Origin of the sequence: Shinella sp. WSD5-1 (genome assembly GCF_963942435.1) — a bacterium.
GTDB classification, from domain to species: Bacteria; Pseudomonadota; Alphaproteobacteria; order Rhizobiales; family Rhizobiaceae; genus Shinella; species Shinella yambaruensis.
Window position 1 is genome coordinate 2,423,499 of record NZ_OZ012596.1, and the last position, 23,326, is coordinate 2,446,824.

A 23,326-nucleotide genomic window follows, 5' to 3' on the forward strand; every position below is an offset into this window, starting at 1 on the left:
AACTGCAACTAAGGAAAATTGACATGAGCACTCCCGCAAACTTCAACGGCCAGCGTCCTGTCATCGATGCCGATGACGCCGTCATGCTGCTGATCGACCATCAGAGCGGCCTCTTCCAGACCGTCGGCGACATGCCGATGCCGGTGCTGCGCAACCATGCCGCAGCGCTTGCCAAGATGGCGACGCTGTCCAAGATGCCCGTCATCACCACCGCCTCCGTGCCGCAGGGCCCGAACGGCCCGCTGATCCCGGAAATCCACGAGAATGCACCGCATGCGCAGTATATCGCACGCAAGGGCGAGATCAACGCGTGGGACAATCCGGACTTCGTCGCCGCCGTCAAGGCGACCGGTCGCAAGACCCTGATCATTGCCGGCACCATCACCAGCGTCTGCATGGCCTTCCCGTCGATCGCGGCCGTACAGGACGGCTACAAGGTCTTTGCCGTCATCGATGCTTCTGGCACCTATTCCAAGATGGCCGAGGAGATCACGCTCACCCGCGTCGTGCAGGCCGGCGTCGTGCCGATGGATACCGCCGCCGTCGCCTCCGAGCTGCAGAAGACCTGGCACCGTGACGACGCCCAGGAATGGGCGAATATCTACACCAAGATCTTCCCGGCCTACCAGCTGCTGATCGAAAGCTACCTGAAGGCGCAGGACGTCGAGAAGAACCACGAGCAGCTCGACTCGCAGCGCGGTTGACGTGCGGCAGGCAGGGGCCGCGGACCACTCCGCGGCCCTTGTTCCTTGCAACTGCTCTCGGGCAGCACCCGATGGATTCCACACAGGATTTGAAGACGATGAGATATCTGTTCGAGAAGACGATCCTTGCTTCGGTCGGCTCGCTCCTGATTGCCGGCGCGGCTTTGGCCGGCGGGCCGGACCTAATCCTTCACAACGCCGTCATCGTGACCATGGATACGGACAAACCCCGGGCCAGCGCTTTGGCGATTGCGGGCGAGCGCATCACCGCAATCGGTGATGACGAGGCGATCACGTCGCTGAAGACCGATCGGACGCGCGTCATCGACCTGAAGGGAAAAACCGTCATTCCCGGCCTGGTCGATACGCATAGTCATGCCATTCGAGGCGGCCAGACCTTCACCTTCGAAACGTACTGGTACGGTGAGACAAACCTTTCCGACGCCCTTCAAGCGTTGCAGGATGCGGCGCGCGACCGCGCCGAAACTGAATGGGTTGCCGTCGTCGGATCATGGCTTCCCGAACAGTTCGCGGAAAAACGACCTCCAACCTTTGCCGAGCTCACGCAGGCCGTTCCGGATCGCCCGGCCTATATCCAGTATCTCTATGACTACGCGCTCGTGAACGCCAAAGGCGTGGAAGCGCTGAGGCTCGACGATGCGGAGCCTGCAGTTTCTGCGGGCATCACCATCGAGCGCGGCCCGGATGGAAAGGCGACGGGCAAACTGCTCGGCACCATCGCATCCTACAATGCGCTCTTCGCACAGATCGCGCCGCAGGAGGAAGCGCGCAGGAAGGAAAGCCTGCAGGCGTTCTTCACCGCGCTGAACAGTGGCGGGATGACGGGCTTCATCGATCCGTCGGCAGGCCCGGCGTCGAGCTACGACAGGCTCTTTGCCCTGCACCGCGAGGGCAAGCTCACCATCCGCGCCGGATATCGTATCCCGGCCATGAAGTCGGGCGTGGAGGCGCAATGGTTCCGCGATGTCATGGCGTTTCGTCAGCCAGACGCTCGTTTACGTTGAAGGCCATCGTCAGGCGATCGAAGGCAGCTTCGAGACCGCCAAGAAGGAGCTCGGACTCGATCACAACGAAGCCTGGTCAGGGGCATGGCTGGCATCGCCACGTCTCCCTCGCCTTCGCATGATGACGTTGATCCGGTACCGCGCTAGCGACGAGACATCCAAAAAAGACTGCGGATGCTGACCATCAGGATTTGATCCAATGGTCTGTCCGGAGGTTCGCCGCATTGCCGTCAAGCTCGCAGTGTCGCATAGGGGCCTGCCTACGTCATCGCATGGTCACGCTGGAGACGCGCTGGTCAGGCGGCCGCTTGACGAGCTCATCTGAAAACCAAAACGCACCTGTAATGCTAGCTCGCTGACCAGTCTTCCACATGAAGGCCCTCGACCCGGTTGAACTCGCCCATATTGTTGGTGACGAGCATCAGGCCGCGAGCTTTGGCTTGCCCTGCTATCAAGACGTCATAGGGACCTATGGGCGTGCCTTTGGCGGCCAGAGCAGCCCGAATCTCGCCGGCGGCAAAAGCATCGCGCTGGTCGAAATCGAGGATCGGAAAATCTGCGAACAACAAGCGCAAGGTCTCGAGGTTGTGCTGAACCTTCGCACTCTTCTGTGCCCCGAAATAGAGTTCATGCGCGACGATCGACGGCAGGCCGATTGTCCCTTCGGCGTTCTGGAGCACTCGATTGACCAATTCTTCCGATCTGCGGCCGATCAAGGCGATGACCGCGTTGGTGTCGAGGAGATGCGAAATCACGGAAACACCGCATCAAACTCCGGCCGGTCCTGTGGGTCTGGCTGTTCGCGCCCGCTTTCCAAGAAATCCTCGCTTAGGCCGCGCGCCAGCGCAGCCTTCAGCGACGACCACGATTCACCACGCTCGACATGCGGACGCAAAATGAGCGCATCGCCCTCCTGGGTGATTTCCACACGATCGACGTTGAGACGGAATTCCTTCGGCAGGCGAACTGCTTGAGAGTTTCCGGATTGGAATACGCGTGCGACATGTGGCATACGTGCCTCCTTATTGTATATACTTTCTAGTATATACATTGCTTCGATCTCGGATTCAAGCGCCGACATCACGAAGAGCGTCGGCTTGCGCCCACATATTCCGCCCTCCCGAAACGATTGCCGTAGATCGGAGCGCTTATTCTAGGAGATGGGCCGCTGATGCGATTTTTTCAATTTAGCACAGTTCTCGATCTCGCGCTTCAAATGACCCGCTAGGCAGCGTGGGTGATTTCTTCCGTTACGACTTCGAAACGCGAGAGGATTGCCGGCCCGAAGGCGGTCGTCATCGCCACGTCGGTGGCGTCGCGGCCGGTCGCCATCAGGATGCGGCCGATGCGTGGCGTGTTGTGCCGCGCGTCGACGGTATGCCAGTGGCCACCGAGATAGACTTCGAACCAGGCGCTGAAATCCATCGGGTTCGGGTCCTTCGGTACGCCGATATCGCCGAGATAGCCCGTGCAATACCGCGCGGGAATGTTCATGCACCGGCAAAGCGTGATGGCGAGATGCGCGAAGTCGCGGCACACGCCTGTCCGGTCTTTGTATCCGCCATAGGCTGTCCTGAGAGGATCGGCCTTCTGGTAGTCGAATGCGATGTGGTTGTGAACGAAGTCGAGGATCGCCTGGACCCTCGGCCAGCCGAGAGGCGTCGATGAAAACGTCTTCCAGGCGAAGTCTGCAAGGTGGTCGGTATCGCAGTAGCGGCTGCCGAGCAGGTACACCAGCACGTCGTCCGGCAGATCCTTGATATCGTGCTGGAAGGCATTTTCCGGCGTGGGATCTGGCAGGCCACCATCATAAATCTCGAACTCCGTGGAGATCGTGGTAAGCCCCGGCGGCGCGACGATCCGGCTGCAGGCATTGCCGAAGCCATCGATATACCCCCAGCTTTCGATCGGCCGGTCGAAACTCAGCACCTGTTCGGTGAGAAGATCCGCGCGGCGTGACGGATGGATGTTGAGGACCAGCAGCATCGGCGTCGCCTGCTTGCATTCGTAGCCCAGGTGAAACCCAGCGCGTATTTTCATTGTTGCATCCTTATGAGGAGGAACCCCTGCCAAAACGGCTGTTCAGCGGCAACGTCCAGGCGAGGCGGGTGTTCCGCTCATCCATGGAGCCTGGCGCCGAGATCGTCGGTTGTAACGTTCACTTGTACGGACATGCTGTCGAAATCGGAGGCGCTGCCATCGTAGCTACCCCAAAGCGGAACCGCCTGTTTCGGATCGCGGGCCACACCGACGCGGATCAGGTCGCGGTTGCCGACAATGCCGTTGGTGGGGTCGAACTCCACCCAGCCGGCGCCGGGCAGATAAACCTGGCACCAGGCGTGGGTCGACCCACCACCGAGCGTGGTTGAACCATCGCGATCCGGAACGTAGATGTAACCGGTGACGAAGCGTGCAGCGAGCCCGAGCGATCTAGCCGCCTCCATCATCAACAGCGCGAAATCGCGGCAGGTGCCACGCCGGAGCTTGAGGGTTTCGACCGGAGCCTGCGTCCCGTGCTCCAACCGGCGGGCATAAACGAAACCCTCATGGATCGCGTAGCACATCGTCATCAGCAGGTGCCCGGTTTCGGTGGGCTGCCCGATCCGCACGAATTGCTGCGCCCATTTGGCGACCTCACCCTCCGGGTCGGGGTATTGACGCCTGATGGTTCCTTCCAGGTCCGGTGCTTCTTCGGGATCGTATGCAAACGGATAGGTCAAAGCCTCCTCGTCGATCTGCAGATCCATTGCGGCCAGTGGTGTGTGCTCAAGGCGAATGACGGTTTCGAAGCGAAGGTCACGTGAGGCCTTGGCAAAGCCTATGAGGGCGACGCAATTACCGAAGACGTCATGGATCCACCGGACATGGTCCGGTTGCGGCTTCACCATCAGGCGAGAATTCAAAAGCGTCTGATCGAAACTGTCCCTTGGCCGGAACAGCAGCCGATGCTCGCCGAATGCCACGCGTCTCCTGTAGCGATAGGCGGTGACATGCCGGACGGAGAAAATGGTCATCCAATCACCGATGCGTGTTGCGGGGCGGCGCTGACTTCGAAACCTCGATATCGCGTTGTTCGAAAGCAATGCGTGGGCCATTCATAACAGACCGTCCCGGGTAAACACAGGTAATAGTGAAGACGTGGCGGATTGCGTCCGTCGCGACGGTTGCCGAATGAGCAGCACGAGTTGTGTGAAAAACGGGGGATGAGACAGGCCCATGCAGCGGTTCAGCCACTTTGTTTCGACGATGCGTTCCGGGCGAGGATGTTATTGGTTCGACCCCCCCAGCTTCACACGCCTTGTTTTCCACGCAATCGAGGCGCATGAATAGGCTTCCTGGTGGCTGGCCTGGCCTCGCGGTGCAGAGACGCACCCTCTTTCTTGAATACTCGATAGCGAATCTATGCGCCAATGGTGCGGTATGCCGTTCCAGTCGATGCATTGAAACGGGCGGATGCGGGTGTGCGCCGGCTCGGGAGAGCGGCGGGCCACCTCGGGACACGGCCCACCCTAACCAGACGCACGGCGTAGACCATCGTGCATTTCTCCAAGACACTTCTGCTACCCGGCTTGCGTGGCAAGGGATCGCTTGCCTCATTCATTTGCCGGAGCCGGCGTGCAAAGCGCGACACAGGACAACCAGACATGACCGACAACCAGACTATTTCCCGAAACCTCTTACGACAGGTCCGCCCGGATACAACGCGGCATCTCTACGCCGTGGGGCAGGCTGTCCGGCTGAAGGGCGGCTTCCAATCGCGACCTTCGATCGCCGGCATCTATCGCATTACCGGCACCCTCCCGTCGGCCGGTGCGTTTCCGCAGTATCGCATTCGTAATGACGACGAACGTCACGAACGGGTGACAACACAGGACAAGCTCACGCCGGTAAATACTTCATCAGGCGAGGGAGCCACTCTTATCGAAAGGACCTTCGGCCATGGCTAAGGGACAGAAACGTAGCAATCGCGAGACCAGGAAGCCTAAGCAGGACAAGGCCGCACCCAAGCCCGACGCATCATCGTTCGCCAGCCATCTGAAACTTGCTGCAAACAGCAATGCGCCGCGTTCCAAGGGTAAAGCGTGACGACGGTGATTGTCCGAGAGGGGAGGGAAGGTAATGAAGTTCGTAATTGCGTTTTACCGGACTCGAAAAACGGACGATGCCTATGCTGTTATCGGTCGTGAAACCTTGGATGCCATCGATCTCGTCAGCGCAATCGAAATTACCCATCAGCTTTCGAAAACTCTCAACATGCCGCAGAAACCCGACGCGCTGTCCCTTGGTGATCCAGACGGAAACAGGCTCTACACGGGCGAAATCCGCGCGGGAACTCCGGATGAAAGGTTAAAACCCATGAATATTCATGCTGAACACAAGCGACAGGTGCTTAGGGTCGAGGTTTGGGAGAATGAAGGCGGGGCGTCCGCTACCGACGCACTCGACCATCAATACGGAAGGAGGATCGAGAGGGATCGAACCTGGACTGTATATCATGTCTTCACCGGCGTCCCGGCACGGATCAACGGCTGCACGCTGACTGACCTCACCATATCGGACGCGACCGACGGCATGCTGACGCTCAATCGACGCAACGCTCGGCGCAGAAACGAACGCAACAGGTGCCAGTCATGACGCTGGCATTCCCCAACCCGGCCCGCAGTTTCGACGAGGTGCGCAATGCCGTGCGTTTTTTCGGCCATGACGGCATGTTCGAGATCCGTTTTTTCGTCGAGGCCGAGGCGCTGGCCGAGGGCCGCGCACGAGCGGCGGGCATGTCGGAAGCGCAGTGCCTTTCGGCTTTCGATGCGATGCGCACGCCCATCTACGACGCTGCAAGGAGAGTGTATACAAAGCATCGGCGCAATTCGAACACGCTGACCACTTCCGACTTTGGCTAGGCGATGCCAGCTGGCGACCTCTGCCGCCATCAGAGGCATTCCCTCGACTTCGCCTTATTGAATCCTTGCTAACGAGGCGGGGGAGGCTCATGGGGTTTCTTCAGCAGCCATGGTATGGACACTGCTGTTCAAGGGTTAGTTACCCTGGCCCCAATCAAAGGAGGACGACATGTCTTCCGATGCCAGAGTTCCTGAAGTTTCATCGCGTGAAATGGAAATGATCCAGTCCGTGCTGCGCATCAGAACCCGTGACGAAAAGCGCGGCATTGCCCCCGCGCCCCATTCGTGATCCTACTCGATCGCCGCTGAGGCTTTGCCAAGCTTTACCGAAGACTCCTGTCCCCACACACGCAGCTTGCCGAGATCCGATACGAAGCGTGCAAGCTCTTCCTCAAACGGTACCCTCATCAAGAGCATAGCCGATGCCGGCCATTTACAAGCAATGGTATCGCCGACGCGTCGTAGCCGACAAACTTGCAGTGCTGAAAGGCATCGGCGGCGAGGTCGCGGGCCCTCGCGTCTTCACCGGGTCGACGATGCTTCGACGGAGATCAACAGCGCGACAGCGTCGAAGAGGCTGATAAGGTTGCAGAAGGTGTCATGGGCGGACTGGGCCTGCGGAAAGAGCCCAGTCGGGCTCAGGCTTCACGGCATGGATCACGTCCGGGAACTTGATCGCATCCTGATGAGGAAGACTGGGATATTGTTGCCGACAAGATCCCAGTTCCCTCCCTCGTATGGATTTTCACCGCGAAGCCCCGCACTTCGCGTGCAAGGTCGAAGGACCCCTTGCTGCCCGTGACCGTCGAGAAGCGAACGAAGCCGGGCGTGCATTCGCCAAGGCGCTGGAAAGGGTCGGCCCTGGTATAGGCAGCAAGCGCCTCATGGATATCAAAGAAGCGTTCCGGGCCATAGCCACGGGCATGGACGACCCGGTCGGGAATACACTCGTCGTCGAATTGGAAGGTCTTTTCGCGGAAATGAAAGTCGTCAGCAAGGGTGTGTTGCGTTCTGCGGTCTGATGAAGTTCGCCGCCCGCGCCCCGTCCTGGCTTCACATCGTGGATGGTGGCGGCGTCGGCTGCGTCGTGCGGCGATGAAGCGGTTATTTTCTTCATGGATGGCGCTGAACCCGCAGTCATTTCATTAGGCCGGCCGAACGCAGTGCCCCCTCGATGACGGACTGAATATTGTTGCCGGCGCCGCCGCTCGATGGGGGTTGCTGCGTGATCGTTCTTTCCGCAGAGGTCGACGCCTGCGGGCGCTCGCGGCGTTCGAAGGAGGCGGCAAGGCCCCAGGTTCTGGCTATCTGCACCGTCGAGGAAAGACCGACGTCGAGCATGAATGGCGCGGCCCTGCCATAGCCGGTGGATGTGTCGATCGGCGTACCATGCCCCATGCCGGAAATCCTGTAGAGCTCGAGTGCCTCAATGCCGCGATCGTCGCGCCATATGGACCGTGAATGTCGATCGATTGTATCGACCTGGGTGGGCTGGTCCGGAACCGCATGGACGCCACGCCATTGCGCGATGATCGCGGCCGCGTTTTCCGGAACCACCGTGTTGTCGCTCGTTCCCTGCCAGACGGAAACCGTCGGCCAGGCGCCTTCATGTCGCGAGGCGACGCGCAGGTTTGCCTGCAAGGCGGAAGTCTTCGGAATTCCTTCGCCGCGCATGCGGTCGAACGCTTCCGGGACGGTCGAGGCGGCGGCGTATGGGAGACCGGCGATGATGGCGCCGCCGGCAAAGACGTCCGGGTAGCAGGCCAGCATGGCGTTGGCCATTGCGCCCCCGGCAGAAAGGCCGGTGATGTAGATCCGGCGCTCATCGATGCGGTGTTCGATGACCATGCTGGCGATCATCTGCCGGATGGACATCGCTTCGCCCTGGTCCCGCTGGGTGTCGGTGGCATTGAACCAGTTGAAACAAAGGTTCGCATTGTTCTGTCTGTTCTGTTCGGGAAAGAGCGCTACGAAGCCGTAGTCCTCGGCGAGGGCCGACCAGCCGGAGCTGGCATCATAGCCGGCGGCGGTTTGTGTGCAGCCGTGTAGCACGACCACCAAAGCCGGTGCTGCCGGCAATTGCTTCGGCACATGCTGCCAGGCCGTCAGGCCGCCCGGGTTGCCTCCGAAATGATCGAGCTTCCTCAGGATGGAGCCGGCCGGTGCGGCGGGTTTGACGGAGCGCAGCCGCGCAAGCCGTTCGAGCGTATCGGACAGGGATCTCATGGGGGGCTCCGGGTTGTGCGCCGGACCGGCGCATACACTCTAACCCCTCGGCCGCAATAAGGTTGCTGCGCTGCACAATAAAATTGTTCTGCCATATGCTGGAAAAGAAGCCGCCCTCACCGTTGCCAGTGCCCAGCTCAGAAAGCCGTGCGCGGTGTCGCGAAAGAACACCTCGTCCGTGTGAACGCCAGCCCACTTCGTCCGCAGCCGCCGGCCAGATAACCGCCAAGCGCGGAGGCCAGCCACTGAACGACCACGAACCAGATGGCGGCCGTGACGCTGACTGTCGTGAAGGAAGCGCTGTTGCCTGCCCATGGTGAGAGCATCGTGAGGCCCACACTGGAACCTAGGAGAAGAAGAATGATTGTGGTGGCCGCTGCGGCCACCGAGCCGCCGATAACGGGACCCCAAGCCAAAGCCGGCGTGCTGGATTCAACGTCGACGGGCAGGTAGCAACGTGCCGGTCATCGCGACAGCGGGGCTGCTCCGTCGCGTACCAATGCCTCGTCGATCTCTGCCGGCGATACCTGAAGGAACTGGCGTCTGGCCATCGCGACCGAAATCGCGGGAATCTCAAGGTGGGTCGCCACCCTCCGATACGCGGTAAAGCTCAGGCCTTCTATCAACTCCTCGTCAACGACCAGGCGATATGTGCCCGCTTCCAGGGGCTCAGAAAGGGACTCCAGACGAAACGGATGCGTGAACGTGATTTCAGTTTGTGTGGTTCTTTCGGTCATTTCGAACACCGCTTCCCGTCGTCTTCGCCGTTGAGGATTACCACAGCCATCCCTCGATCAGGATGTAGACGATCATCGCAAGGCTCGTTGCGGATAAGACGTAACCGGCCAGGGTCGCAAAATCGTATTTCTTCGGTTGGTGAAATAGGGAAGACATGGCGTCCTCCTCGCTTGGGGCCAGGGTAATAAACCCTCAAACAGCAGCGCCCGTAAGATGGCTGCTGGAACAAGGACTGTGGACCTATTTCCCTCCTTTGGCAACACATCATTTCTGTGGCTTGAAGGCGTGAAACAAAGATTGCCCGCAGTTCGCAAGCAAGCATGTCGCATGAAGCTTGTTTTCGACAAAGTGACCGCCTATATATCATTTATCGGTATTGCTGATGAGCGCTGGAAAATCTCTGCCGCTCGCAATCGCCGCCATCGCTTCATGCTTTTGACCACGGATGTACTGGCACTGGTAGACAAGCGATGATGAGGAAGGTCGGTGCGGTTTCGCCCCGGCCTTTTTTGTTGGCTGACGAGGGCGAAGATGCCGCAATGCGGGCTTGCCTCAGCGCGTCGACTTTTCAATCGCGGATAAGTCACTTTGGAGCTGAATTTTTGCGAGCGGTAACTCGGCAAGGAGGACGAACCCCTCTTGCCTGTAGGAGACGTTCGCCTCACCGAAGGCTTGCAGGCTGGAAACGATGAGGCGCGAGCCGAACCCCTTGCGATCCGGTTCGGAATTCGCGATGCGCGGACCGCCGATCTCTCGCCAGCATGTGACGAGCGTCTCCGTGGCATCGCGACGTTCGATTGCCCATGTTATGTCGACATACCCCTCTGCATTCGACAAAGCTCCATATTTCGAGGCGTTTGTGAGGAGTTCGTGAAAAATCATTGCAAATGATAGAGCCGCTTGTGGTCCGAGGTGCACATCAGGCCCGCTTGATCTGATCCGAGAGCTCCCGTCCAACCCGATGTTCATTTTGGCGGCCGCCACGACGTCCGCGAGCGTTGCGCTTACCCAGTCCCTCTGCAACAGGATTTCATGGGCCTTGGCATAGGCTGCGATACGCAATTGAAGCTTGTCGGTCGCATCGTCCAGGGAAACCGCATTCCGCAAGGACTGTGTCACGATCGCCTGGACGACAGACAGCGTATTCTTCATCCGATGGGCGAGCTCGTGCATCAGGAGACGCTCTCGCTCCGCCCGTTCACGTTCCCCGGTTCTGTCGCGAAGGATTTTGATGAAGCCGATCGTCTTGTCGTCGGGCGCACGCAAAGCCATCATTTCGCCGGAGGCCCAGAACATCGTGCCGTCAGCGCGCAGATGCCATCGCTCGTCATTTCCCCGTCCGCGGTTGAGGGCGGCGGTCATCTCCTTCTGCGGAACGCCATTTTCCCTATCTTCCTGCGTGAAAAAAACCGTCGCCGGTTTTCCGATCATGTCCTCGGCTTCCCAGCCTAGTATTTTGACAGCGCCTTCATTCCAACTCGTCACGAGGCCGTCGAGGTCCATGGATATGATGGCGTAATCGATCGCGCTCTGCACGATCGCCTCAAGGAAGCGCTCTCGTGATGAAATCGTTTCGGCATCGCCAGCAATCTTCATGAAGTCTCTCGAATTCGGCCCCACACGTTATGCCACGGATCACATCGCTTGCGCAGTCATATATGTGCATGCGGAGTGCAGCCGAAATCTAGTGACGATTCATTGCTTTCAAGCACTCGATGATTTGGTCGAAGCGGAATGGCTTTGCGAAGAACTTTGCCCTGGGCGGTAAATCCGCGCTCGTTGGCTGTATCCGGCCGGATGCCACGATGATTCCGGCATCGGGAAAACGCTCGGCAACTCTTTGGGCGAGATCGAGGCCCGTCAGCTTGCCCGGCAGCTGGATATCCGTGAATAGAAGGTGGATCGTCTGCTCGTTTATGATCTTGACAGCATGGTCTGCCGAGCCAGTATCGACGACGTCGAAGCCCGCCTCGTGCAGCGCGTCGACCAATGTCAAGCGGATCAGCACTTCGTCTTCCACTACAAGGGCTGTGCGCACGAGGTTCTCCTGTCAATCCTCACCAACCCTTGGAACCGCGCAACGTTCCTTCTTCGATTGAAGGCGTCGTGATCTCCGTCATCGTGGGAACTGCATTTGTCCAGGAAAGCCCGACGCAGATTGTGCCGGGGGCGCGCACGGCGAGACCGGGCCTCAACTCGCGCGAACTGGAGCGTGACCTCGTGTGGGTCTCGTCATCAGCCGCATTCGGCTCTAAGCGCGGCCGAACGCAGCGACTGAGTTCGGTTCGCTGGGCGTGCCGGCAGCGCCATCGCGCATAACGCCAGACATAAACCGAACGAGTACGGCTTTGGATTGCCGCGCAAGGGGACCTGCCAGCGGCTGCATCCTGGCAGTGACATAGCCCGCCTTATGAAGCATCTGGTTGAGAATGCGGTTGCAGGCTGGGTTGAAATCTATGGCAGAGACTTTGGAAGACATACCGTCCTTCTTTCGTGTTGCGGGCGAAGGAGGTTATCCCACAAGCGGTAGCGCCCGTGTCGATGGCTACCGAAGATTGGACAATGCGCCCCACGCGCAAATTTAGCAACAATTCAATTAAGGTCATTGCGAGGCTGGTGCCAGATAATCCGACCCCAAAGGCGACAGTCCCCGGAATGCGCTTTGTTAAGCCGCCTCAGCTCCGGCATCGTCCGCCTCTCCATATATGGCACACGATATCGTTACTGTCGGAAACTTCGCGTTCATTCAGCGTTCAATTGATGACCCCTATGCTTGGGCGTCACTTGAAAGGAAGAGAACGTGAAAAAGCTATCGATAATAGCAATTGCCATTGCCACGGTATTCTCTGGTTTGTCCCCCGCGCTGGCTGCACCGATGAGCGTACCGTTTAAATCGGTCATTATTCAAAGCGACGTGCAGCAAGTTCAGGACAGGAGAGAATGGCTTCGAGGAGGGCGAGAGGTTCGACGGGACAGACGCGACAGGCGGGAGGTTCGCCGGCCGGGTCGCGACCGCCAGGGTTGGTATAACGGCCAGCGGGGTTACCGAGAACATCGCCGGGGTTATCGCCGTCACAATGACGGTTGGTGGTATCCGCTTGCGGCTTTCGGAGCCGGAGCCATCATCGGAGGCGCGATGTCACAGCCTTCGACGAGCTACGGCGGCAGTCATGTCCAGTGGTGCGCCGATCGCTACCGGACATATCGCGCTTCCGACAACACGTATGTGCCGCGGGCAGGCGTGAGGGCCTATTGCAATTCGCCGTACAACTAATCCGCTACGGCTGAGAACTTCGGCCCCGTCTCGCAAAACGAGGCGGGGTACGACTTTGGGGATAACCGTAAACCAGCAAGCGGTTGTCAAAACCTAAGCGCAATGGGCCGACGTGGCGAATCCTCTTCAAGCATGTCGCTTCGACTGATGCGGCTTGTCCTTCCCGTGAAGCCTCCCCGCGCGCTGGCGGAGCAACTCGAGCAGACTTTCGGCCGCCCGATGGAAACGATCTGCAGGAATGGAACAATGAGCGCGGGGCGCCGATGGCCGGATCGCGTCGCAGGCTAGTGATGTGCTGCCGCTGGTTCGATCAGATTCCCCATGCAATGACCGCCGAGCGGCACCTGATTGTAACTCGGCTTCCTTGGCAGTCCGGAGGCGTTATCGACCCCATGCTTTGCTATGGGACAATGCCTCTTGTGCCGCGAAGTGTATGATCAGCGAGCTACGGTTTGCCCAGCTTCGCTCGCCCCGCCCCCTTGATTGAAAGAGATGAGTCGGACGTGAGGCCAATAAGTCCAGCGCCAATCGCCGCTTCGACGGTCTCGGTGTATTCCTTTCCCGCGAGGCCATACTTCTTGGAATGGTTTTCGACGGTACCAAGCAGCACGGACGGGGACACGCCATATCTAACGCTGTGGAAAGCACTCAAAATAATGAGAAATTTTTCATTCAGGGTCTTCATTGTCTAATCTCAATCCATTTGGTGACAGGGGGCGGCCGCGGCCGCCAAATTGCAGGTATTGGATCCCCACCCATCACCCTGTGCGAATCCTTGAAGTTCATTGATGGTTGGTGCGCTGCGCGTCTTTGTCTGTGCAGCATGGTTTGCTGACGGTTGCGGTTTCACTTTGCGACTTTACGACGTGCTCCCGCGTCGCGAAACGACAGCATTTGGTGCGATGCTTCATCCCAGACGACGAGCTTCACACAGCGGAGGCTTTCCTTGATCGTGATGTGTCCCAAGTCTCGCAGTTCAGGATAGTCACGTAGAACCTCCGGAAGCCGGTAGAAAGGAACACGGCTCGACAGGTGATGGATGTGGTGCATGCCGATATTGCCGCTTATCCAACGCAGGGGGCGGGGCAAGTCGTAGTGCGAGGCGCCGTGCATGGCCGCGTATTGGAACGTCCACTCCGGAGGCCGAGACCAATAGGTGTCTTCGAACTGGTGTTGGACGAAGAACAGCCAGACGCCTGCCGCTCCGGCAAGGAGCACGATCGGCAGATGGATGACGAGAAACGGAACAGGGCCGACCGCCCAGACAAGAAGGGCGGCGAGTGCTGCGATGGCGGCATTCGTTGCCATCGTCGAAACCCATGGCAGGGCGCCGGATCGCATCATGCCGAACGGCAAACGCTGCTTGAAGAGAAAGAGCCACGCGGGACCGATGCCGAACATGACGATCGGATGCCGGTAAAGGCGGTAGCCGAGCCGCCCTCGACGCGTCAACGTTCCATATTCTGCGACAGTGAGCGTGGTGATATCACCGATACCCCGTTTGTCGAGATTGCCGGCCGAGGCATGATGTTCAGCATGGGCCCTGCGCCAGTAGTCGTAGGGTGTCAATGTCAGCACACCGATCGCCCGTCCCGTCCAATCATCCAGGCGGCGCCGGCCGAAGAAGGAGCCATGGCCGCAGTCATGTTGCAGCATGAACAAGCGCAGAAGGAACCCGGCTGCCGGCACAATGAGGATCAGGCCGAACCAGTAACCGAAGTGCATCGACGCCCAAGCGCTGGCCCACAGGAGAACAAAGGGCACAAGGGTTACGGCCAGTTCGAACGTGCTTCGGCCAATATGGGGCTTGCGATAGGCGGAGAGGATTTTCAGCCAGGCTTTTTCATGATCGGGGCTGCTGGGAGCAATTGTGTTTATCCGGGTCATCGGCAGCTGTGGCGTCCTTTCGGTTTTTTGCCGCGGGCAGTAGCTTCCTGTTCGACAATGCCTCTTGCCATGAAGCTTATGTCCGTTGCCTTCTTCTCCGCGTTTGGCTTCGTCGGCTTAGACGAATATTGTCTTGGGCGCGCCATCGGCACTCCTCCTTACCGGCTGCCTTTGACGACGGTCTTCCTTTTGGGCGAGGCGATCAGGCCTTCCCGTTGCGCCTTCTTGCGGGCGAGTTTGCGAGCCCGCCTGATGGCTTCGGCCTTTTCTCGCACTCGTTTCTGTGAGGTTTTTTCATAAGCACTGCGTGCTTTCATTTCGCGAAAAAGCCCTTCGCGTTGCATCTTCCCCTGGTCGACATTGTTGTCGCGAACGAGCACTTGCAAATCTTGTCATTTCAGAGCAGCGCCATTTGCTGTTTCTTCTAGTCGGCCGACAGGACTCCTATAATCTGGCAGGGTTGAGTTGGTTTCCGTCTGACGAAAGAGATCCGGTTTGAGCACCGTATCGCCGAGAGCGAAAATTGCTCGGCTTATAGCTAGCTCTTTTGCGCAATTCATTACGTGTGCAGGAAACAAAGAGGCCGGGCATTACCCCGGCCTCTTTGTCCCCCCGCCGTCTTTGCCGCCAGTTACATCCGTGGTCGGCAAAGAGGCGCATGAATTCTATGCGGCGCGCAGGTTGTCTGCGAAGCTCCTGCCCGACTTGTGGTCCTGAACCACGTCGTAGCTCACCTTCTGGCCCTCGACGAGCGAGTGCAAACCTGCGCGTTCAACCGCGGAAATATGCACGAACACATCGGTGGCGCCGTCATCCGGGGAAATGAAGCCAAACCCCTTGTTCGTGTTGAAAAACTTCAACATGCCTGCATTCATAGCGATATTCCTTTCGGATTCATAGTGAAATCCGCCACCGGAATGGGAATAGGCAAATCGACAATGATAGGAAAGCCAATCAAGCGAAGACAAATCTCACAAAAATTTTCTTTTTGATATCTGTTCTCTGGAAATTATACAAGAGATATAAAAGGTAAAACTGAAATTAATTGATAGAATATAGATTTTTCTTTGGAAAAAACAAATATTGGTGACTAATATTTTGCGAGAAACTCATGACGCTCGCCGCTATCGGCCTGTTCCTGATCTACCTCATTGATGCAGGTCATCGTCACCTATTGGGCCACATGCTCGGCATCCGCATCGCCGTCATTACGCTGATCGGCGCCTTCAAGGTGGAGAGCTGGCCTGTCGCGACGACGGGCGTGGAGCGCGGCGAAGTACTACAGCATTCCGGGACAGTATGATCGGTGGGTTCGTAGTGGGTGTGCCGACCGTCGTGATCATGGTCTTCGGAACGCTTTGGATCACGCGTCACGCGCCGTGAGCACTGTTCTTTCCCAAACCCTATGATTTTCCGAGGCTGTCAGCCGCTTTGCAACAACTCGTCGCATGACGGCCACGGCTGACTTCCCGATTCACCGCGGAAAGTCTCATCTTCGCGAAGGGAAAGGCAAAAGTTTAGCAATCGATCAAATCGAATTGCAAACTTTCCCCCTTAGGCTCCAAGGCATGATTGTTATCGGGGGATAATATCCTTGGCGCTGGACTTGCGGACGATCTATGTCGTTGCATCGCTGACGCTCATCGTCCTGGGCGCACTCCAACTGGCAGCCTACGCGACCGAACGGTTCCAGCGCTGGCCGCTCTGGTGGAGCGCGAGCAACATCCTCACCGGTCTCGGCTGCCTCTGCATCGCCTTGCGCGATCTCGCTCCCGATGTTCTTTCGATCGATATCGGCAATGCCGTCACTCTGGCCGGCTACGTGCTGATGTTCGTCGCGATCCGTGTCTTCGCAGGGTGCCCCGTCTATCTGCGCTACTCGCTCGGAGCGATCCTCGCAGGAAGCGTGGTGATCATCGTCTTTCTCGGCGGCAGCGCCGATACCATGGGCCGCGTCGCCTTCGGCTCGGCGGTATGCGGCCTGATCGATCTCGCGATCATCCGCGAGGGATTGCGGCTGGGCAGGCGGGAAAGGCTCTATTCGGCCTGGCTCCTAGTCGCGCTCTATATCCCGACCGCGATGATCTTTGCGATGCGCGGCACACTGGCACTGACGGGCGATCTCGGAGGAGCAGGGCTGTTCGAGAACGCCAGCAACGATGCGCATGTCTGGCTGGCGCTCACGGCCGTGATGTTCCTGCTGCTGCGCAGCATGGTCATGCTGATGATGGCGGCCGAGCGGAGCCATTGCGAGCTGGCGAGGCTCGCCCTGCACGATCCGTTGACGGGGCTGCTCAACCGCGCGGGATTGTCACGATCGTTCGAGAGGCTGGGCCGCCAGCCGGTCGCTCTTCTGTTCGACCTTGACCACTTCAAGACGTTGAACGATCGCCACGGCCATTCGGCTGGCGATGAGGCGCTTCGGCTTTTTGCAGGCGCCGCGTCCGGGCAACTGCGCTCGGGCGACCTTCTCTCCCGCCTCGGCGGTGACGAGTTCGTGGCGATCCTCGATGGCGCTTCCATCGATGAAGCCGTCCTGATCGCAGACGGGATCCAGCGCGCGTTTGCCGATGTGATCGCCCTGCGAACCGAGCTCACGGTGCATCCGACACTCAGCATCGGGGTGGGCCGGGCGCTCTCGGCGGAGACGCCGTTGGCGCTGCTGTTGCAAGAAGCCGATGCCGCCCTTTATCGCTCGAAGCAGGGTGGGCGCAACAGGGTTGCGGTGAGCGACGGCCACCTCCTCGCCGCATGAGTCGGTCGTTCTGTAATGCCGGCTGCTTTCCACGTCTGGCGCCTGCCGGCAGGGGCGATCGTCCCGTCAGGCGCTTGAATGCGGTGCTGAGATCCGACGACATCAGGATCGTCTCCAACGATGCCGATGACCGTTATTCGAAGGATATGAATGTCGCCGAGCTCTGGAGCGCCTGATCGCTCAGGCATCGAACCGTCGCTTTTGTGCCGTCAATTCCAGCGTCGGCATGCCGTCATCGACGTTGTAGGCGTTTGTAACCGTGTCCAGGCAAAGTGTGGTAAGCACATCGTCATGAACGATGTAAGCCACGTCGTTGACGACAGACAGCAAAAGAACAACCCGGATGCGCCTAACGCCAGCCTCGTCAAATGTTTCGATGACAATATGTTTCTTGTTTTTTCGGACGACCGGACATCGTTCGTTATTGGGCAAGACGCCGAAATCGGGAAAATGACCTGCCCTGGTGCCGATGGGCGGCTTCAAAAACAGCCGGGGAATTCGCTTGGTGCGCATTGTTGCGTGTTTGGGGCGGAAGCCTTGCGACCTTCAGCGATGGCGCCCTTGCCAAAAGCCACCAATGACGAACAGTACGCCTCGCTTTCTCATCCGTCGACCGCAAACTTTGGCGCGCTGCCAGCATGAAACGACTGCAATTGAGGACTTGCCAATGCGGGGCATCAAGCGCAAGGTTCTTATTCCAGCAGCCATTGACAAGGGCGCTGCTGTTTGAGGGTTGGTTACCCTGGCCCTGAAAATGAAGGAGGACTCGATGTCTTCCACTTTCTTTCACAGGCAGCAACGATACGTATGGGCTGCTGCAAGCGGTTACCTGTTTTTTGCAGCCAGCCTGGCGATGATCCTCGTCCTCCTCGCGGAGGGTTGGCTATGGTGATTCTCATCTTCAAAGGTCCCGATCCGGGAGCACGACGCCGAACCGTCCTCCGGCAGATTCTCAAAAACGCTGACTATGAGACCCGCAGCCTTTCGCCGGAGCAGGAGACCAAGAGCGAAGATGCAGCAAACCTTATCCGCTTGATCAAGTCGGCGACGATCGATGCTGGAAACTATCCTCTATCCCGCAGGACTCGCGTGCAGGAGCAGCGCATCAGCGTTGAGGTTTGGGAAAACGAGGGTGGCTCCACTACGGCGTGGCCACTATGTCCAATCGTCTGACAGCGATGATTGTCATCGTGGTTTTGGCGGTCGGCTTTGTTTGGGCCTATCGTCCGGATCAAGGCCGGTATGACCGTCTTCATCCCTCTCAATCGCGTCAGCCCGCATCGTCGCAGTAATTATCCTTCATCAGGGCAAGGATCACACATGGAAGATGCAAGAGCCGATATCGCTGAGCGTGTGAAGAGCATTATTACCGGACAGTTGGCCGTCAAGCAATCGAGGGTCGTCGATGATGCCTCAATCGTCGACGACCTGGGTGCTGATTCCCTGGAAGTGGTCCAAATCGTGATGCTTATCGAAGACGAGTTTGGCATTGCCGTTCCCGACGAGCCGGCCGCGGAGTTCTTGACGGTTCGGGACGCCATCGACTTCGTTGTCGCGTCACGGCAGTGACAGGCAAGCGCATGCCCAGGTTGCTTAGAAACCGTCGCGGACAGAGGAGTCGATGGATGACAGCGACCAGAAAACAGTTCCCCAAGCCGACAAAAGCGAGCGCCGAGAAAAAGGCGGCGGAGACCAACTCAATAGCAAGGAGGATCGTCGATCAGGAGGCGGCAGCGCGAGAAAAGAAGACCGAGAAGCTGCGCGCGCTACGCCTGGCGAAAGAGGCGGCCAATCCCGTACCGCTGCCAAAGCTGAAGCGAAAATAGCAATCGGAGATATTTGTGGTCGAAGGCGCGCGGCAGAAACGGCCAATGGAAACCAAACGCTATGCCATTCGCATACAGCCCAATCTCGAATGGACGATCTATGATGTTTTCACCGGGGCAACTGCCAAGCCCTCAAGCTGGCCGCTTGTGGACCTGCCGTTTGAGAAGGCGTTTGAATATTGCGGCTTTCTCAATTCCATTGATCGGTTTCGGCGCAGTTCCAGGTGATGGCGATAGCACTGGCTGGCGCGTCCTCATCCATTTTCGGGCAATCTGCGAACGGAACAAACCCTTCCTGGCGCAGTTGGGTTGTGTTGGAGGGCGTGATGACCCGGTACTTTTTCAACGTACGCAATGGTCAGGACTTAAAGCTTGACGAGGAAGGGGCGGACTTCGATACCCTCGACCTTGCGATCGATGAGGCCGTCGCTTCGGCACGCGAGATTGTGGCAGAACGTGTGAAGTCTGGAGAGCTGATCGATGGAAAGCGTTTCGAGATCACGACGGAAGCGGGCGAAGTCGTCCATACAATTCCGTTTCGCGCGACGTTTCACCTTGAATGAAGCTTGGATGCAGCTTTGCTCTCATCCTCAGGGGTGGGCCGTCGATCGAGGGCATTTTCGATAAACGCAGAGTCGCTTTGAGGCTTCCCGCGAGGTCCCTTGTCTGATTCACTGCTCCTGTTGGTTTTCGGGAGGTGGAGATGGCGAGGAGCCTGAGCGCCGATCTTCGTGAGTGGGTAATTGCGGCGATTGAAGATGAGATTTCAAGATCGGTGAGCGCCTTACCGCCCACGACTGTCTGGCTGTTCCTGGACCGGGGTGCGGCATCACGTTCAAACAAAGACGGCACACGCCGCCGAGCGGCAGCGCCCCGATGTTCTGCGGCGCCGCATAGCTTGGTTCGACGGCCCGCTCGATCTCGACCCCGAGAGGCTGATCCGAGACTGCCGTGTCCACGCAGAGCAAGGTCTCGCACCTGAGCTTTGCCCCGGCGACATCGTGATCATGGACAACTTGCCCGCTCACAAGATCAGCGGCATGCGCAAGGCGATCGAGAAGAACGGTACCCTGCTCTATTCCTGCCGTCATACTCGCTGGCCTTCAACCCGATCGAGATGGCCTTCTCCAAGCTCAAGGCCCTCCTGCGAAAGGCCGCTGCAAGAACCGACGCGCACTCTGGTCCGTCGTCGCCAACTGCTTCTGCGCGTTCATGTACAACGAATGCAGTAAGGCGAATCTGCTCTAGAAGAGATCTTTCATTAAACGCTCGAATTCCATTTCGGGTTTGCCGTAGGCGTCCCGCGCATATTCTTGCAGCGCGGGTCGGTCTCGGATGACGACGTTACCCCGCTCAGAGCGGATGAAGTGATGACCCTCAAGCACATGGAGGGCAGTCGTAACGCTCGGTCGCCGGACCGCCAGCATGGTAGCAATGAAGTCGTGGGTGAGATGGATCTTGTCGCCCTTGATGCGGTCATGGCACATCAGCAACCATCGGGCGAGGCGGACGTCAATATCGTGGATGGCATTGGAGGTCACCGTATAGGCCAGCTGGACGGAGAAGCTTTCGATCGAACGGATCATCACCTTGCTCATATTGCGGTTCCCGTCCATTCGGAGGCGGAAAGCATCGTACGCCATGCGATAGCCGCCACCCTCCACCATGATGACCACGTCGTGCGGACTGACTTCCACGCCGGCGATAGCGGAGGTAGGCACATAGCCATCGAAGCCGAATATCCCTGCTTCCGTCCGATATCCTTCAGGCGTCGTCACAACCACCGAACCAATGCCGTCGGTGAGAAAGTAGACGTACTCGATCGGTTTCCCAACCCCGGCAAGGGAGGTACCAAGCGGCAACGACACATATTCGAGATCGTCGGCAATCTGTTCGAGATCGGCTTTCGGCAAAGTCGCCAGGAGCCGGTTCTGATCCATATCGGGTTGCAGTGCGGCCATTTGTGCCTCCTCATTCAGAGGAATGATCTATCTTTCGCTCCGCGAACATCAAGCAGGGAGGCAGTCCTCACCGAGGGAAATAGAACAGTCGGGTAGACGCTTAGATGAGAGAACGAATGTCGGCTATTCAATGTCCCCTAACCGTGAACGGACTGGCAGCTTCCGATCCCCCAAAAGCCGTGCGTGGGTATGTCGACTCGATGGACGGATAAACGATCATACGGACTTCGACCAGGCTAAAGCGTCCGCTCCAGCGGGCAGGCGCATAGGACAGGCGTGATCGGTTGCCGCACGCCAGACCGCCTCGGCGACGTCGATGGCGCGCGTGAATTCGGTCGCGCGTTGCCGGTTGGCCACGATCTCTGCCATAACTCCGGCATAGGCTTCGGGCACCTCCATCCCCATGCGGGCACGGGCGTTCGCACCGAACGCGGTTTCAGGCGAAGCACCCGGCAGAACGAGGCGCAGGAAAATACCGAGCGGCTCCAACTCCAGCGCCAGCGATTCCGTGAAGGCATTCACCGCAGCTTTGGTCGCCGTATAGGCGGACAAGAGCGGCAGAGCGCGCAGGGTAACGCTGGACGTCACGTTGACGATCGTACCGGCGCCCCGCTTACGGAACTGCGGCAGAACGGCTTGCGTCATGGCAATGGTGCCGATCGTATTGGTCTCGAACAACTCGCGGATCTTTTCGATCGGCACGCCCTCCAGCGCATTCATGAGGCCGACGCCGGCGTTGTTGACGAGGACGTCGATCGGACCTGCAGCTTCGACGACGCGTTCGATGCTGCCTGCATCCGTCACGTCAAGCGGCAGAACGCGCAGCCGGTCGGACAGCGGCAGGATACCTTCGCGCGGCGTGCGCATCGTGGCGATGACCGTCCAGTCCCGATCAAGAAAGAAGCGCGCCGTCTCCAGGCCGAAGCCGGAAGAGCAGCCGGTGATAAGGATGGTGGTCATGAGATGATCTCCTGTTGGGAATGACAGGAGGATAGGCAAGAAATGCCGGATGTTCTATAATAGAAGGTACGAATAATTTTTGCGATCGTACGAAAATGTCGGATCCCCTCAGCCAAGTCGTCGGTCTCCTGCAACCCAAGGCCGATCTCTCTAAGCTCGTCGTCGCGGGCGGTGCATGGCGCGTGCATCGCACCGACGAAGGCCAGCCCTTCTATTGCGCGGTCCTGGAGGGACGCTGCCGCCTCGAGCTCGCCGGCCAAGCGCCCGTCATGCTCGAGGGCGGCGACTTCGTACTCGCGCCGGCTGCCTACGATTTCGTCATGTCCAGCCTGGCCCCTTGCATAGGAGGGGAGGCGGCAAGGGTCGAGACAAGCCCGGGCGTGTTCCGTCTTGGACCCGAGGGCGTGGCGCCTGATTTGCGCATGCTGGTTGGGCACTGCACCTTCGCTTCGGACGATGCCGATCTTCTCGTTTCACTTCTGCCACAGCTCGTGCATGTGCGCGGCGAGCAGCGGCTGGCCGCCCTGGTGGCTTTCGTGAACGACGAGATGCGCGCGAAGCGTCCCGGCCGCGAGGCCGTCCTGACGCGGCTCCTGGAAGTTCTCCTGATCGAGGCCCTGCGATCGGCTTCAGGCCCGGCGGCGCCATCCGGGCTCTTGCGCGGCCTTTGCGACGACCGTCTCGCCATCGCCCTCCGCTGCATTCACGACCGGCCGGCAGGGGCCTGGACAGTGGATACGCTGGCGCGCGAGGCGGCCCTGTCGCGCACCACCTTCTTCGAGCGGTTCCGGCGCGAAGTCGGGGTCGCCCCGATGGAATATGTCGCCGGTTGGCGCATGACGCTTGCCAAGGATCTTCTGCGTCGGGACAGGATCACCGTCGCAAAGGTGGCCGAACGCGTTGGCTATGGATCAGCCAGCGCATTCAGCACTGCCTTTGCCCGACGCGTCGGAATCCCGCCCGCGCTCTACGCCCGCGCAGGATGAGTAAGGATGATGATTGAGCCGAGACTACCTTTCGGATGCTCCACTCGAAAGGCTGGCAGCGGCCCTTTTGCGGAAGGTCTGCT

General features: G+C 58.9%; 31 protein-coding genes and 4 pseudogenes. 19 read left to right on the plus strand and 16 right to left on the minus strand.

All coding sequences use genetic code 11. The features are described 5' to 3' along the window. Nucleotides 1-23 precede the first annotated feature (23 nt). The 3 genes and pseudogenes from AABQ55_RS11880 to AABQ55_RS11890 all read left to right on the plus strand — a co-directional run. Nucleotides 24-704, plus strand: a complete 681-nt coding sequence (locus AABQ55_RS11880; RefSeq protein ID WP_272805147.1) for a hydrolase — start codon at nt 24-26, stop codon at nt 702-704. Between the two features lie 212 nt (nt 705-916). Next, complete coding sequence (locus AABQ55_RS11885; RefSeq protein WP_272807440.1) at nt 917-1,729, plus strand: amidohydrolase family protein; 813 nt, start codon at nt 917-919, stop codon at nt 1,727-1,729. After that, a pseudogene (locus AABQ55_RS11890) lies at nt 1,710-1,924 on the plus strand (IS701 family transposase); the annotation flags it as partial. The gene AABQ55_RS11885 and the pseudogene AABQ55_RS11890, both read left to right, overlap by 20 nt. A 152-nt stretch (nt 1,925-2,076) precedes the next feature. Here the strand turns inward: AABQ55_RS11890 and AABQ55_RS11895 are convergent. The 4 genes from AABQ55_RS11895 to AABQ55_RS11910 all read right to left on the minus strand — a co-directional run bounded on the left by AABQ55_RS11895 (nt 2,077) and on the right by AABQ55_RS11910 (nt 4,743). Beyond that, on the minus strand, nt 2,077-2,484 hold the full coding sequence (locus AABQ55_RS11895) for a type II toxin-antitoxin system VapC family toxin (protein ID WP_272805148.1): 408 nt from the start codon (nt 2,482-2,484) through the stop codon (nt 2,077-2,079). Next, nucleotides 2,481-2,741: an antitoxin gene (locus tag AABQ55_RS11900; protein WP_272805149.1), complete on the minus strand. Its 261-nt coding sequence runs from the start codon at nt 2,739-2,741 to the stop codon at nt 2,481-2,483. The genes AABQ55_RS11895 and AABQ55_RS11900 overlap by 4 nt, the downstream gene beginning before the upstream one ends. 212 nt (nt 2,742-2,953) lie before the next feature. Beyond that, on the minus strand, nt 2,954-3,769 hold the full coding sequence (locus AABQ55_RS11905) for a transglutaminase-like domain-containing protein (RefSeq protein ID WP_272805150.1): 816 nt from the start codon (nt 3,767-3,769) through the stop codon (nt 2,954-2,956). A gap of 77 nt (nt 3,770-3,846) precedes the next feature. Further along, a complete protein-coding gene (locus tag AABQ55_RS11910) occupies nt 3,847-4,743 on the minus strand; it encodes a transglutaminase family protein (RefSeq protein ID WP_272805151.1) in 897 nt (298 codons plus the stop codon). Between the two features lie 630 nt (nt 4,744-5,373). On the opposite strand from AABQ55_RS11910, the gene AABQ55_RS11915 reads away from it, so the two are divergent. The 4 genes from AABQ55_RS11915 to AABQ55_RS11930 are packed head-to-tail and all read left to right on the plus strand — an operon-like array spanning nt 5,374 to nt 6,630. Further along, a complete protein-coding gene (locus AABQ55_RS11915; protein WP_272805152.1) occupies nt 5,374-5,676 on the plus strand; it encodes a hypothetical protein in 303 nt (100 codons plus the stop codon). Next, nucleotides 5,669-5,815: a hypothetical protein gene (locus AABQ55_RS11920; RefSeq protein ID WP_272805153.1), complete on the plus strand. Its 147-nt coding sequence runs from the start codon at nt 5,669-5,671 to the stop codon at nt 5,813-5,815. The genes AABQ55_RS11915 and AABQ55_RS11920 overlap by 8 nt, the downstream gene beginning before the upstream one ends. A 33-nt stretch (nt 5,816-5,848) precedes the next feature. Then, nucleotides 5,849-6,364 carry a hypothetical protein gene (locus AABQ55_RS11925; protein ID WP_336314373.1) on the plus strand — a complete coding sequence of 172 codons (516 nt, stop codon included), beginning with the start codon at nt 5,849-5,851 and terminating at the stop codon, nt 6,362-6,364. After that, nucleotides 6,361-6,630, plus strand: a complete 270-nt coding sequence (locus AABQ55_RS11930) for a DUF1488 family protein (protein WP_272805154.1) — start codon at nt 6,361-6,363, stop codon at nt 6,628-6,630. Before AABQ55_RS11925 ends, AABQ55_RS11930 begins: the two co-directional genes overlap by 4 nt. A gap of 573 nt (nt 6,631-7,203) precedes the next feature. Here AABQ55_RS11930 and AABQ55_RS11935 read toward each other — a convergent pair. From AABQ55_RS11935 to AABQ55_RS11950, 4 genes and pseudogenes are all read right to left on the minus strand, one after another. Beyond that, nucleotides 7,204-7,747: pseudogene (locus AABQ55_RS11935) on the minus strand (catalase); the annotation flags it as partial. Nucleotides 7,748-7,767: 20 nt separating this feature from the next. After that, the gene (locus AABQ55_RS11940) at nt 7,768-8,856 is read right to left on the minus strand and encodes an extracellular catalytic domain type 1 short-chain-length polyhydroxyalkanoate depolymerase (protein ID WP_272805155.1); all 1,089 of its coding nucleotides are present in this window, start codon (nt 8,854-8,856) and stop codon (nt 7,768-7,770) included. 63 nt (nt 8,857-8,919) lie between these two features. Continuing rightward, nucleotides 8,920-9,305, minus strand: a pseudogene (locus AABQ55_RS11945) (hypothetical protein); the annotation flags it as partial. A gap of 15 nt (nt 9,306-9,320) precedes the next feature. Then, nucleotides 9,321-9,593 carry a hypothetical protein gene (locus AABQ55_RS11950; protein WP_272805156.1) on the minus strand — a complete coding sequence of 91 codons (273 nt, stop codon included), beginning with the start codon at nt 9,591-9,593 and terminating at the stop codon, nt 9,321-9,323. A gap of 328 nt (nt 9,594-9,921) precedes the next feature. Between AABQ55_RS11950 and AABQ55_RS11955 the strand changes: the two genes are divergently transcribed. Then, on the plus strand, nt 9,922-10,068 hold the full coding sequence (locus tag AABQ55_RS11955) for a hypothetical protein (RefSeq protein ID WP_272805157.1): 147 nt from the start codon (nt 9,922-9,924) through the stop codon (nt 10,066-10,068). A 78-nt stretch (nt 10,069-10,146) separates the two neighbouring features. On the opposite strand, the gene AABQ55_RS11960 is transcribed toward AABQ55_RS11955, so the two are convergent. Next, entirely contained in the window at nt 10,147-11,190 is a 1,044-nt protein-coding gene (locus AABQ55_RS11960; protein ID WP_272805158.1) for a sensor histidine kinase, read from the minus strand. A gap of 88 nt (nt 11,191-11,278) precedes the next feature. Then, entirely contained in the window at nt 11,279-11,632 is a 354-nt protein-coding gene (locus tag AABQ55_RS11965; RefSeq protein ID WP_272805159.1) for a response regulator, read from the minus strand. 762 nt (nt 11,633-12,394) lie between these two features. On the opposite strand from AABQ55_RS11965, the gene AABQ55_RS37760 reads away from it, so the two are divergent. Beyond that, nucleotides 12,395-12,868, plus strand: coding sequence for a BA14K family protein (locus AABQ55_RS37760; RefSeq protein ID WP_443021092.1), 474 nt, complete (start codon nt 12,395-12,397; stop codon nt 12,866-12,868). A 445-nt stretch (nt 12,869-13,313) separates the two neighbouring features. Here the strand turns inward: AABQ55_RS37760 and AABQ55_RS11975 are convergent, their stop codons facing one another. From AABQ55_RS11975 to AABQ55_RS11990, 4 genes are all read right to left on the minus strand, one after another. Then, entirely contained in the window at nt 13,314-13,553 is a 240-nt protein-coding gene (locus AABQ55_RS11975) for a hypothetical protein (protein ID WP_272805160.1), read from the minus strand. A 161-nt stretch (nt 13,554-13,714) separates the two neighbouring features. Then, the gene (locus AABQ55_RS11980; protein ID WP_272805161.1) at nt 13,715-14,755 is read right to left on the minus strand and encodes a fatty acid desaturase; all 1,041 of its coding nucleotides are present in this window, start codon (nt 14,753-14,755) and stop codon (nt 13,715-13,717) included. A gap of 158 nt (nt 14,756-14,913) precedes the next feature. Continuing rightward, nucleotides 14,914-15,141 carry a 30S ribosomal protein S21 gene (gene rpsU, locus AABQ55_RS11985; RefSeq protein ID WP_272805162.1) on the minus strand — a complete coding sequence of 76 codons (228 nt, stop codon included), beginning with the start codon at nt 15,139-15,141 and terminating at the stop codon, nt 14,914-14,916. A gap of 279 nt (nt 15,142-15,420) precedes the next feature. Next, entirely contained in the window at nt 15,421-15,630 is a 210-nt protein-coding gene (locus AABQ55_RS11990) for a cold-shock protein (protein ID WP_272805163.1), read from the minus strand. Nucleotides 15,631-15,866: 236 nt separating this feature from the next. Between AABQ55_RS11990 and AABQ55_RS11995 the strand changes: the two genes are divergently transcribed. From AABQ55_RS11995 to AABQ55_RS37765, 9 genes and pseudogenes are all read left to right on the plus strand, one after another. Beyond that, entirely contained in the window at nt 15,867-16,058 is a 192-nt protein-coding gene (locus tag AABQ55_RS11995) for a hypothetical protein (protein WP_272805164.1), read from the plus strand. Nucleotides 16,059-16,349: 291 nt separating this feature from the next. After that, nucleotides 16,350-17,510 (plus strand): GGDEF domain-containing protein, encoded by a 1,161-nt coding sequence (locus AABQ55_RS12000; protein ID WP_272805165.1) that lies wholly within the window; start codon nt 16,350-16,352, stop codon nt 17,508-17,510. Nucleotides 17,511-17,801: 291 nt separating this feature from the next. Continuing rightward, nucleotides 17,802-18,152 carry a hypothetical protein gene (locus AABQ55_RS12005; RefSeq protein ID WP_272805166.1) on the plus strand — a complete coding sequence of 117 codons (351 nt, stop codon included), beginning with the start codon at nt 17,802-17,804 and terminating at the stop codon, nt 18,150-18,152. 243 nt (nt 18,153-18,395) lie between these two features. Then, nucleotides 18,396-18,683, plus strand: coding sequence for a hypothetical protein (locus tag AABQ55_RS12010; protein ID WP_272805167.1), 288 nt, complete (start codon nt 18,396-18,398; stop codon nt 18,681-18,683). 147 nt (nt 18,684-18,830) lie between these two features. After that, a complete protein-coding gene (gene acpP, locus AABQ55_RS12015; RefSeq protein ID WP_272807443.1) occupies nt 18,831-19,079 on the plus strand; it encodes an acyl carrier protein in 249 nt (82 codons plus the stop codon). Nucleotides 19,080-19,135: 56 nt separating this feature from the next. Then, a complete protein-coding gene (locus tag AABQ55_RS12020; RefSeq protein ID WP_272805168.1) occupies nt 19,136-19,336 on the plus strand; it encodes a hypothetical protein in 201 nt (66 codons plus the stop codon). 45 nt (nt 19,337-19,381) lie between these two features. Then, nucleotides 19,382-19,564: a hypothetical protein gene (locus tag AABQ55_RS12025; protein ID WP_338341903.1), complete on the plus strand. Its 183-nt coding sequence runs from the start codon at nt 19,382-19,384 to the stop codon at nt 19,562-19,564. Between the two features lie 98 nt (nt 19,565-19,662). Beyond that, entirely contained in the window at nt 19,663-19,899 is a 237-nt protein-coding gene (locus AABQ55_RS12030) for a DUF6894 family protein (protein WP_272805170.1), read from the plus strand. A 276-nt stretch (nt 19,900-20,175) separates the two neighbouring features. Further along, a pseudogene (locus AABQ55_RS37765) lies at nt 20,176-20,277 on the plus strand (IS630 family transposase); the annotation flags it as partial. Between the two features lie 303 nt (nt 20,278-20,580). Here the strand turns inward: AABQ55_RS37765 and AABQ55_RS12040 are convergent. Together AABQ55_RS12040 and AABQ55_RS12045 are read right to left on the minus strand one after the other, a co-directional pair. Beyond that, a complete protein-coding gene (locus AABQ55_RS12040; RefSeq protein WP_272805171.1) occupies nt 20,581-21,297 on the minus strand; it encodes a Crp/Fnr family transcriptional regulator in 717 nt (238 codons plus the stop codon). Nucleotides 21,298-21,513: 216 nt separating this feature from the next. Further along, nucleotides 21,514-22,257, minus strand: coding sequence for an SDR family oxidoreductase (locus AABQ55_RS12045; protein WP_272805172.1), 744 nt, complete (start codon nt 22,255-22,257; stop codon nt 21,514-21,516). A 95-nt stretch (nt 22,258-22,352) separates the two neighbouring features. On the opposite strand from AABQ55_RS12045, the gene AABQ55_RS12050 reads away from it, so the two are divergent. Further along, the gene (locus tag AABQ55_RS12050) at nt 22,353-23,243 is read left to right on the plus strand and encodes an AraC family transcriptional regulator (RefSeq protein ID WP_272805173.1); all 891 of its coding nucleotides are present in this window, start codon (nt 22,353-22,355) and stop codon (nt 23,241-23,243) included. The last annotated feature ends 83 nt before the right edge of the window (nt 23,244-23,326 follow it).

Coding starts and splice junctions, on each gene's coding strand:
- AABQ55_RS11880 (WP_272805147.1), top strand. CDS start 24: ATGAGCACTCCCGCAAACTTCAACGGCCAGCGTCCTGTCATCGATGCC.
- AABQ55_RS11885 (WP_272807440.1), top strand. CDS start 917: ATGGATACGGACAAACCCCGGGCCAGCGCTTTGGCGATTGCGGGCGAG.
- AABQ55_RS11900 (WP_272805149.1), bottom strand. CDS start 2,741: ATGCCACATGTCGCACGCGTATTCCAATCCGGAAACTCTCAAGCAGTT.
- AABQ55_RS11905 (WP_272805150.1), bottom strand. CDS start 3,769: ATGAAAATACGCGCTGGGTTTCACCTGGGCTACGAATGCAAGCAGGCG.
- AABQ55_RS11910 (WP_272805151.1), bottom strand. CDS start 4,743: ATGACCATTTTCTCCGTCCGGCATGTCACCGCCTATCGCTACAGGAGA.
- AABQ55_RS11915 (WP_272805152.1), top strand. CDS start 5,374: ATGACCGACAACCAGACTATTTCCCGAAACCTCTTACGACAGGTCCGC.
- AABQ55_RS11920 (WP_272805153.1), top strand. CDS start 5,669: ATGGCTAAGGGACAGAAACGTAGCAATCGCGAGACCAGGAAGCCTAAG.
- AABQ55_RS11925 (WP_336314373.1), top strand. CDS start 5,849: ATGAAGTTCGTAATTGCGTTTTACCGGACTCGAAAAACGGACGATGCC.
- AABQ55_RS11930 (WP_272805154.1), top strand. CDS start 6,361: ATGACGCTGGCATTCCCCAACCCGGCCCGCAGTTTCGACGAGGTGCGC.
- AABQ55_RS11940 (WP_272805155.1), bottom strand. CDS start 8,856: ATGAGATCCCTGTCCGATACGCTCGAACGGCTTGCGCGGCTGCGCTCC.
- AABQ55_RS11950 (WP_272805156.1), bottom strand. CDS start 9,593: ATGACCGAAAGAACCACACAAACTGAAATCACGTTCACGCATCCGTTT.
- AABQ55_RS11955 (WP_272805157.1), top strand. CDS start 9,922: ATGAAGCTTGTTTTCGACAAAGTGACCGCCTATATATCATTTATCGGT.
- AABQ55_RS11960 (WP_272805158.1), bottom strand. CDS start 11,190: ATGAAGATTGCTGGCGATGCCGAAACGATTTCATCACGAGAGCGCTTC.
- AABQ55_RS11975 (WP_272805160.1), bottom strand. CDS start 13,553: ATGAAGACCCTGAATGAAAAATTTCTCATTATTTTGAGTGCTTTCCAC.
- AABQ55_RS11980 (WP_272805161.1), bottom strand. CDS start 14,755: ATGACCCGGATAAACACAATTGCTCCCAGCAGCCCCGATCATGAAAAA.
- AABQ55_RS11990 (WP_272805163.1), bottom strand. CDS start 15,630: ATGAATGCAGGCATGTTGAAGTTTTTCAACACGAACAAGGGGTTTGGC.
- AABQ55_RS11995 (WP_272805164.1), top strand. CDS start 15,867: ATGACGCTCGCCGCTATCGGCCTGTTCCTGATCTACCTCATTGATGCA.
- AABQ55_RS12005 (WP_272805166.1), top strand. CDS start 17,802: ATGAACGATGTAAGCCACGTCGTTGACGACAGACAGCAAAAGAACAAC.
- AABQ55_RS12010 (WP_272805167.1), top strand. CDS start 18,396: ATGGTGATTCTCATCTTCAAAGGTCCCGATCCGGGAGCACGACGCCGA.
- acpP (WP_272807443.1), top strand. CDS start 18,831: ATGGAAGATGCAAGAGCCGATATCGCTGAGCGTGTGAAGAGCATTATT.
- AABQ55_RS12020 (WP_272805168.1), top strand. CDS start 19,136: ATGACAGCGACCAGAAAACAGTTCCCCAAGCCGACAAAAGCGAGCGCC.
- AABQ55_RS12025 (WP_338341903.1), top strand. CDS start 19,382: ATGGAAACCAAACGCTATGCCATTCGCATACAGCCCAATCTCGAATGG.
- AABQ55_RS12030 (WP_272805170.1), top strand. CDS start 19,663: ATGACCCGGTACTTTTTCAACGTACGCAATGGTCAGGACTTAAAGCTT.
- AABQ55_RS12040 (WP_272805171.1), bottom strand. CDS start 21,297: ATGGCCGCACTGCAACCCGATATGGATCAGAACCGGCTCCTGGCGACT.
- AABQ55_RS12045 (WP_272805172.1), bottom strand. CDS start 22,257: ATGACCACCATCCTTATCACCGGCTGCTCTTCCGGCTTCGGCCTGGAG.
- AABQ55_RS12050 (WP_272805173.1), top strand. CDS start 22,353: ATGTCGGATCCCCTCAGCCAAGTCGTCGGTCTCCTGCAACCCAAGGCC.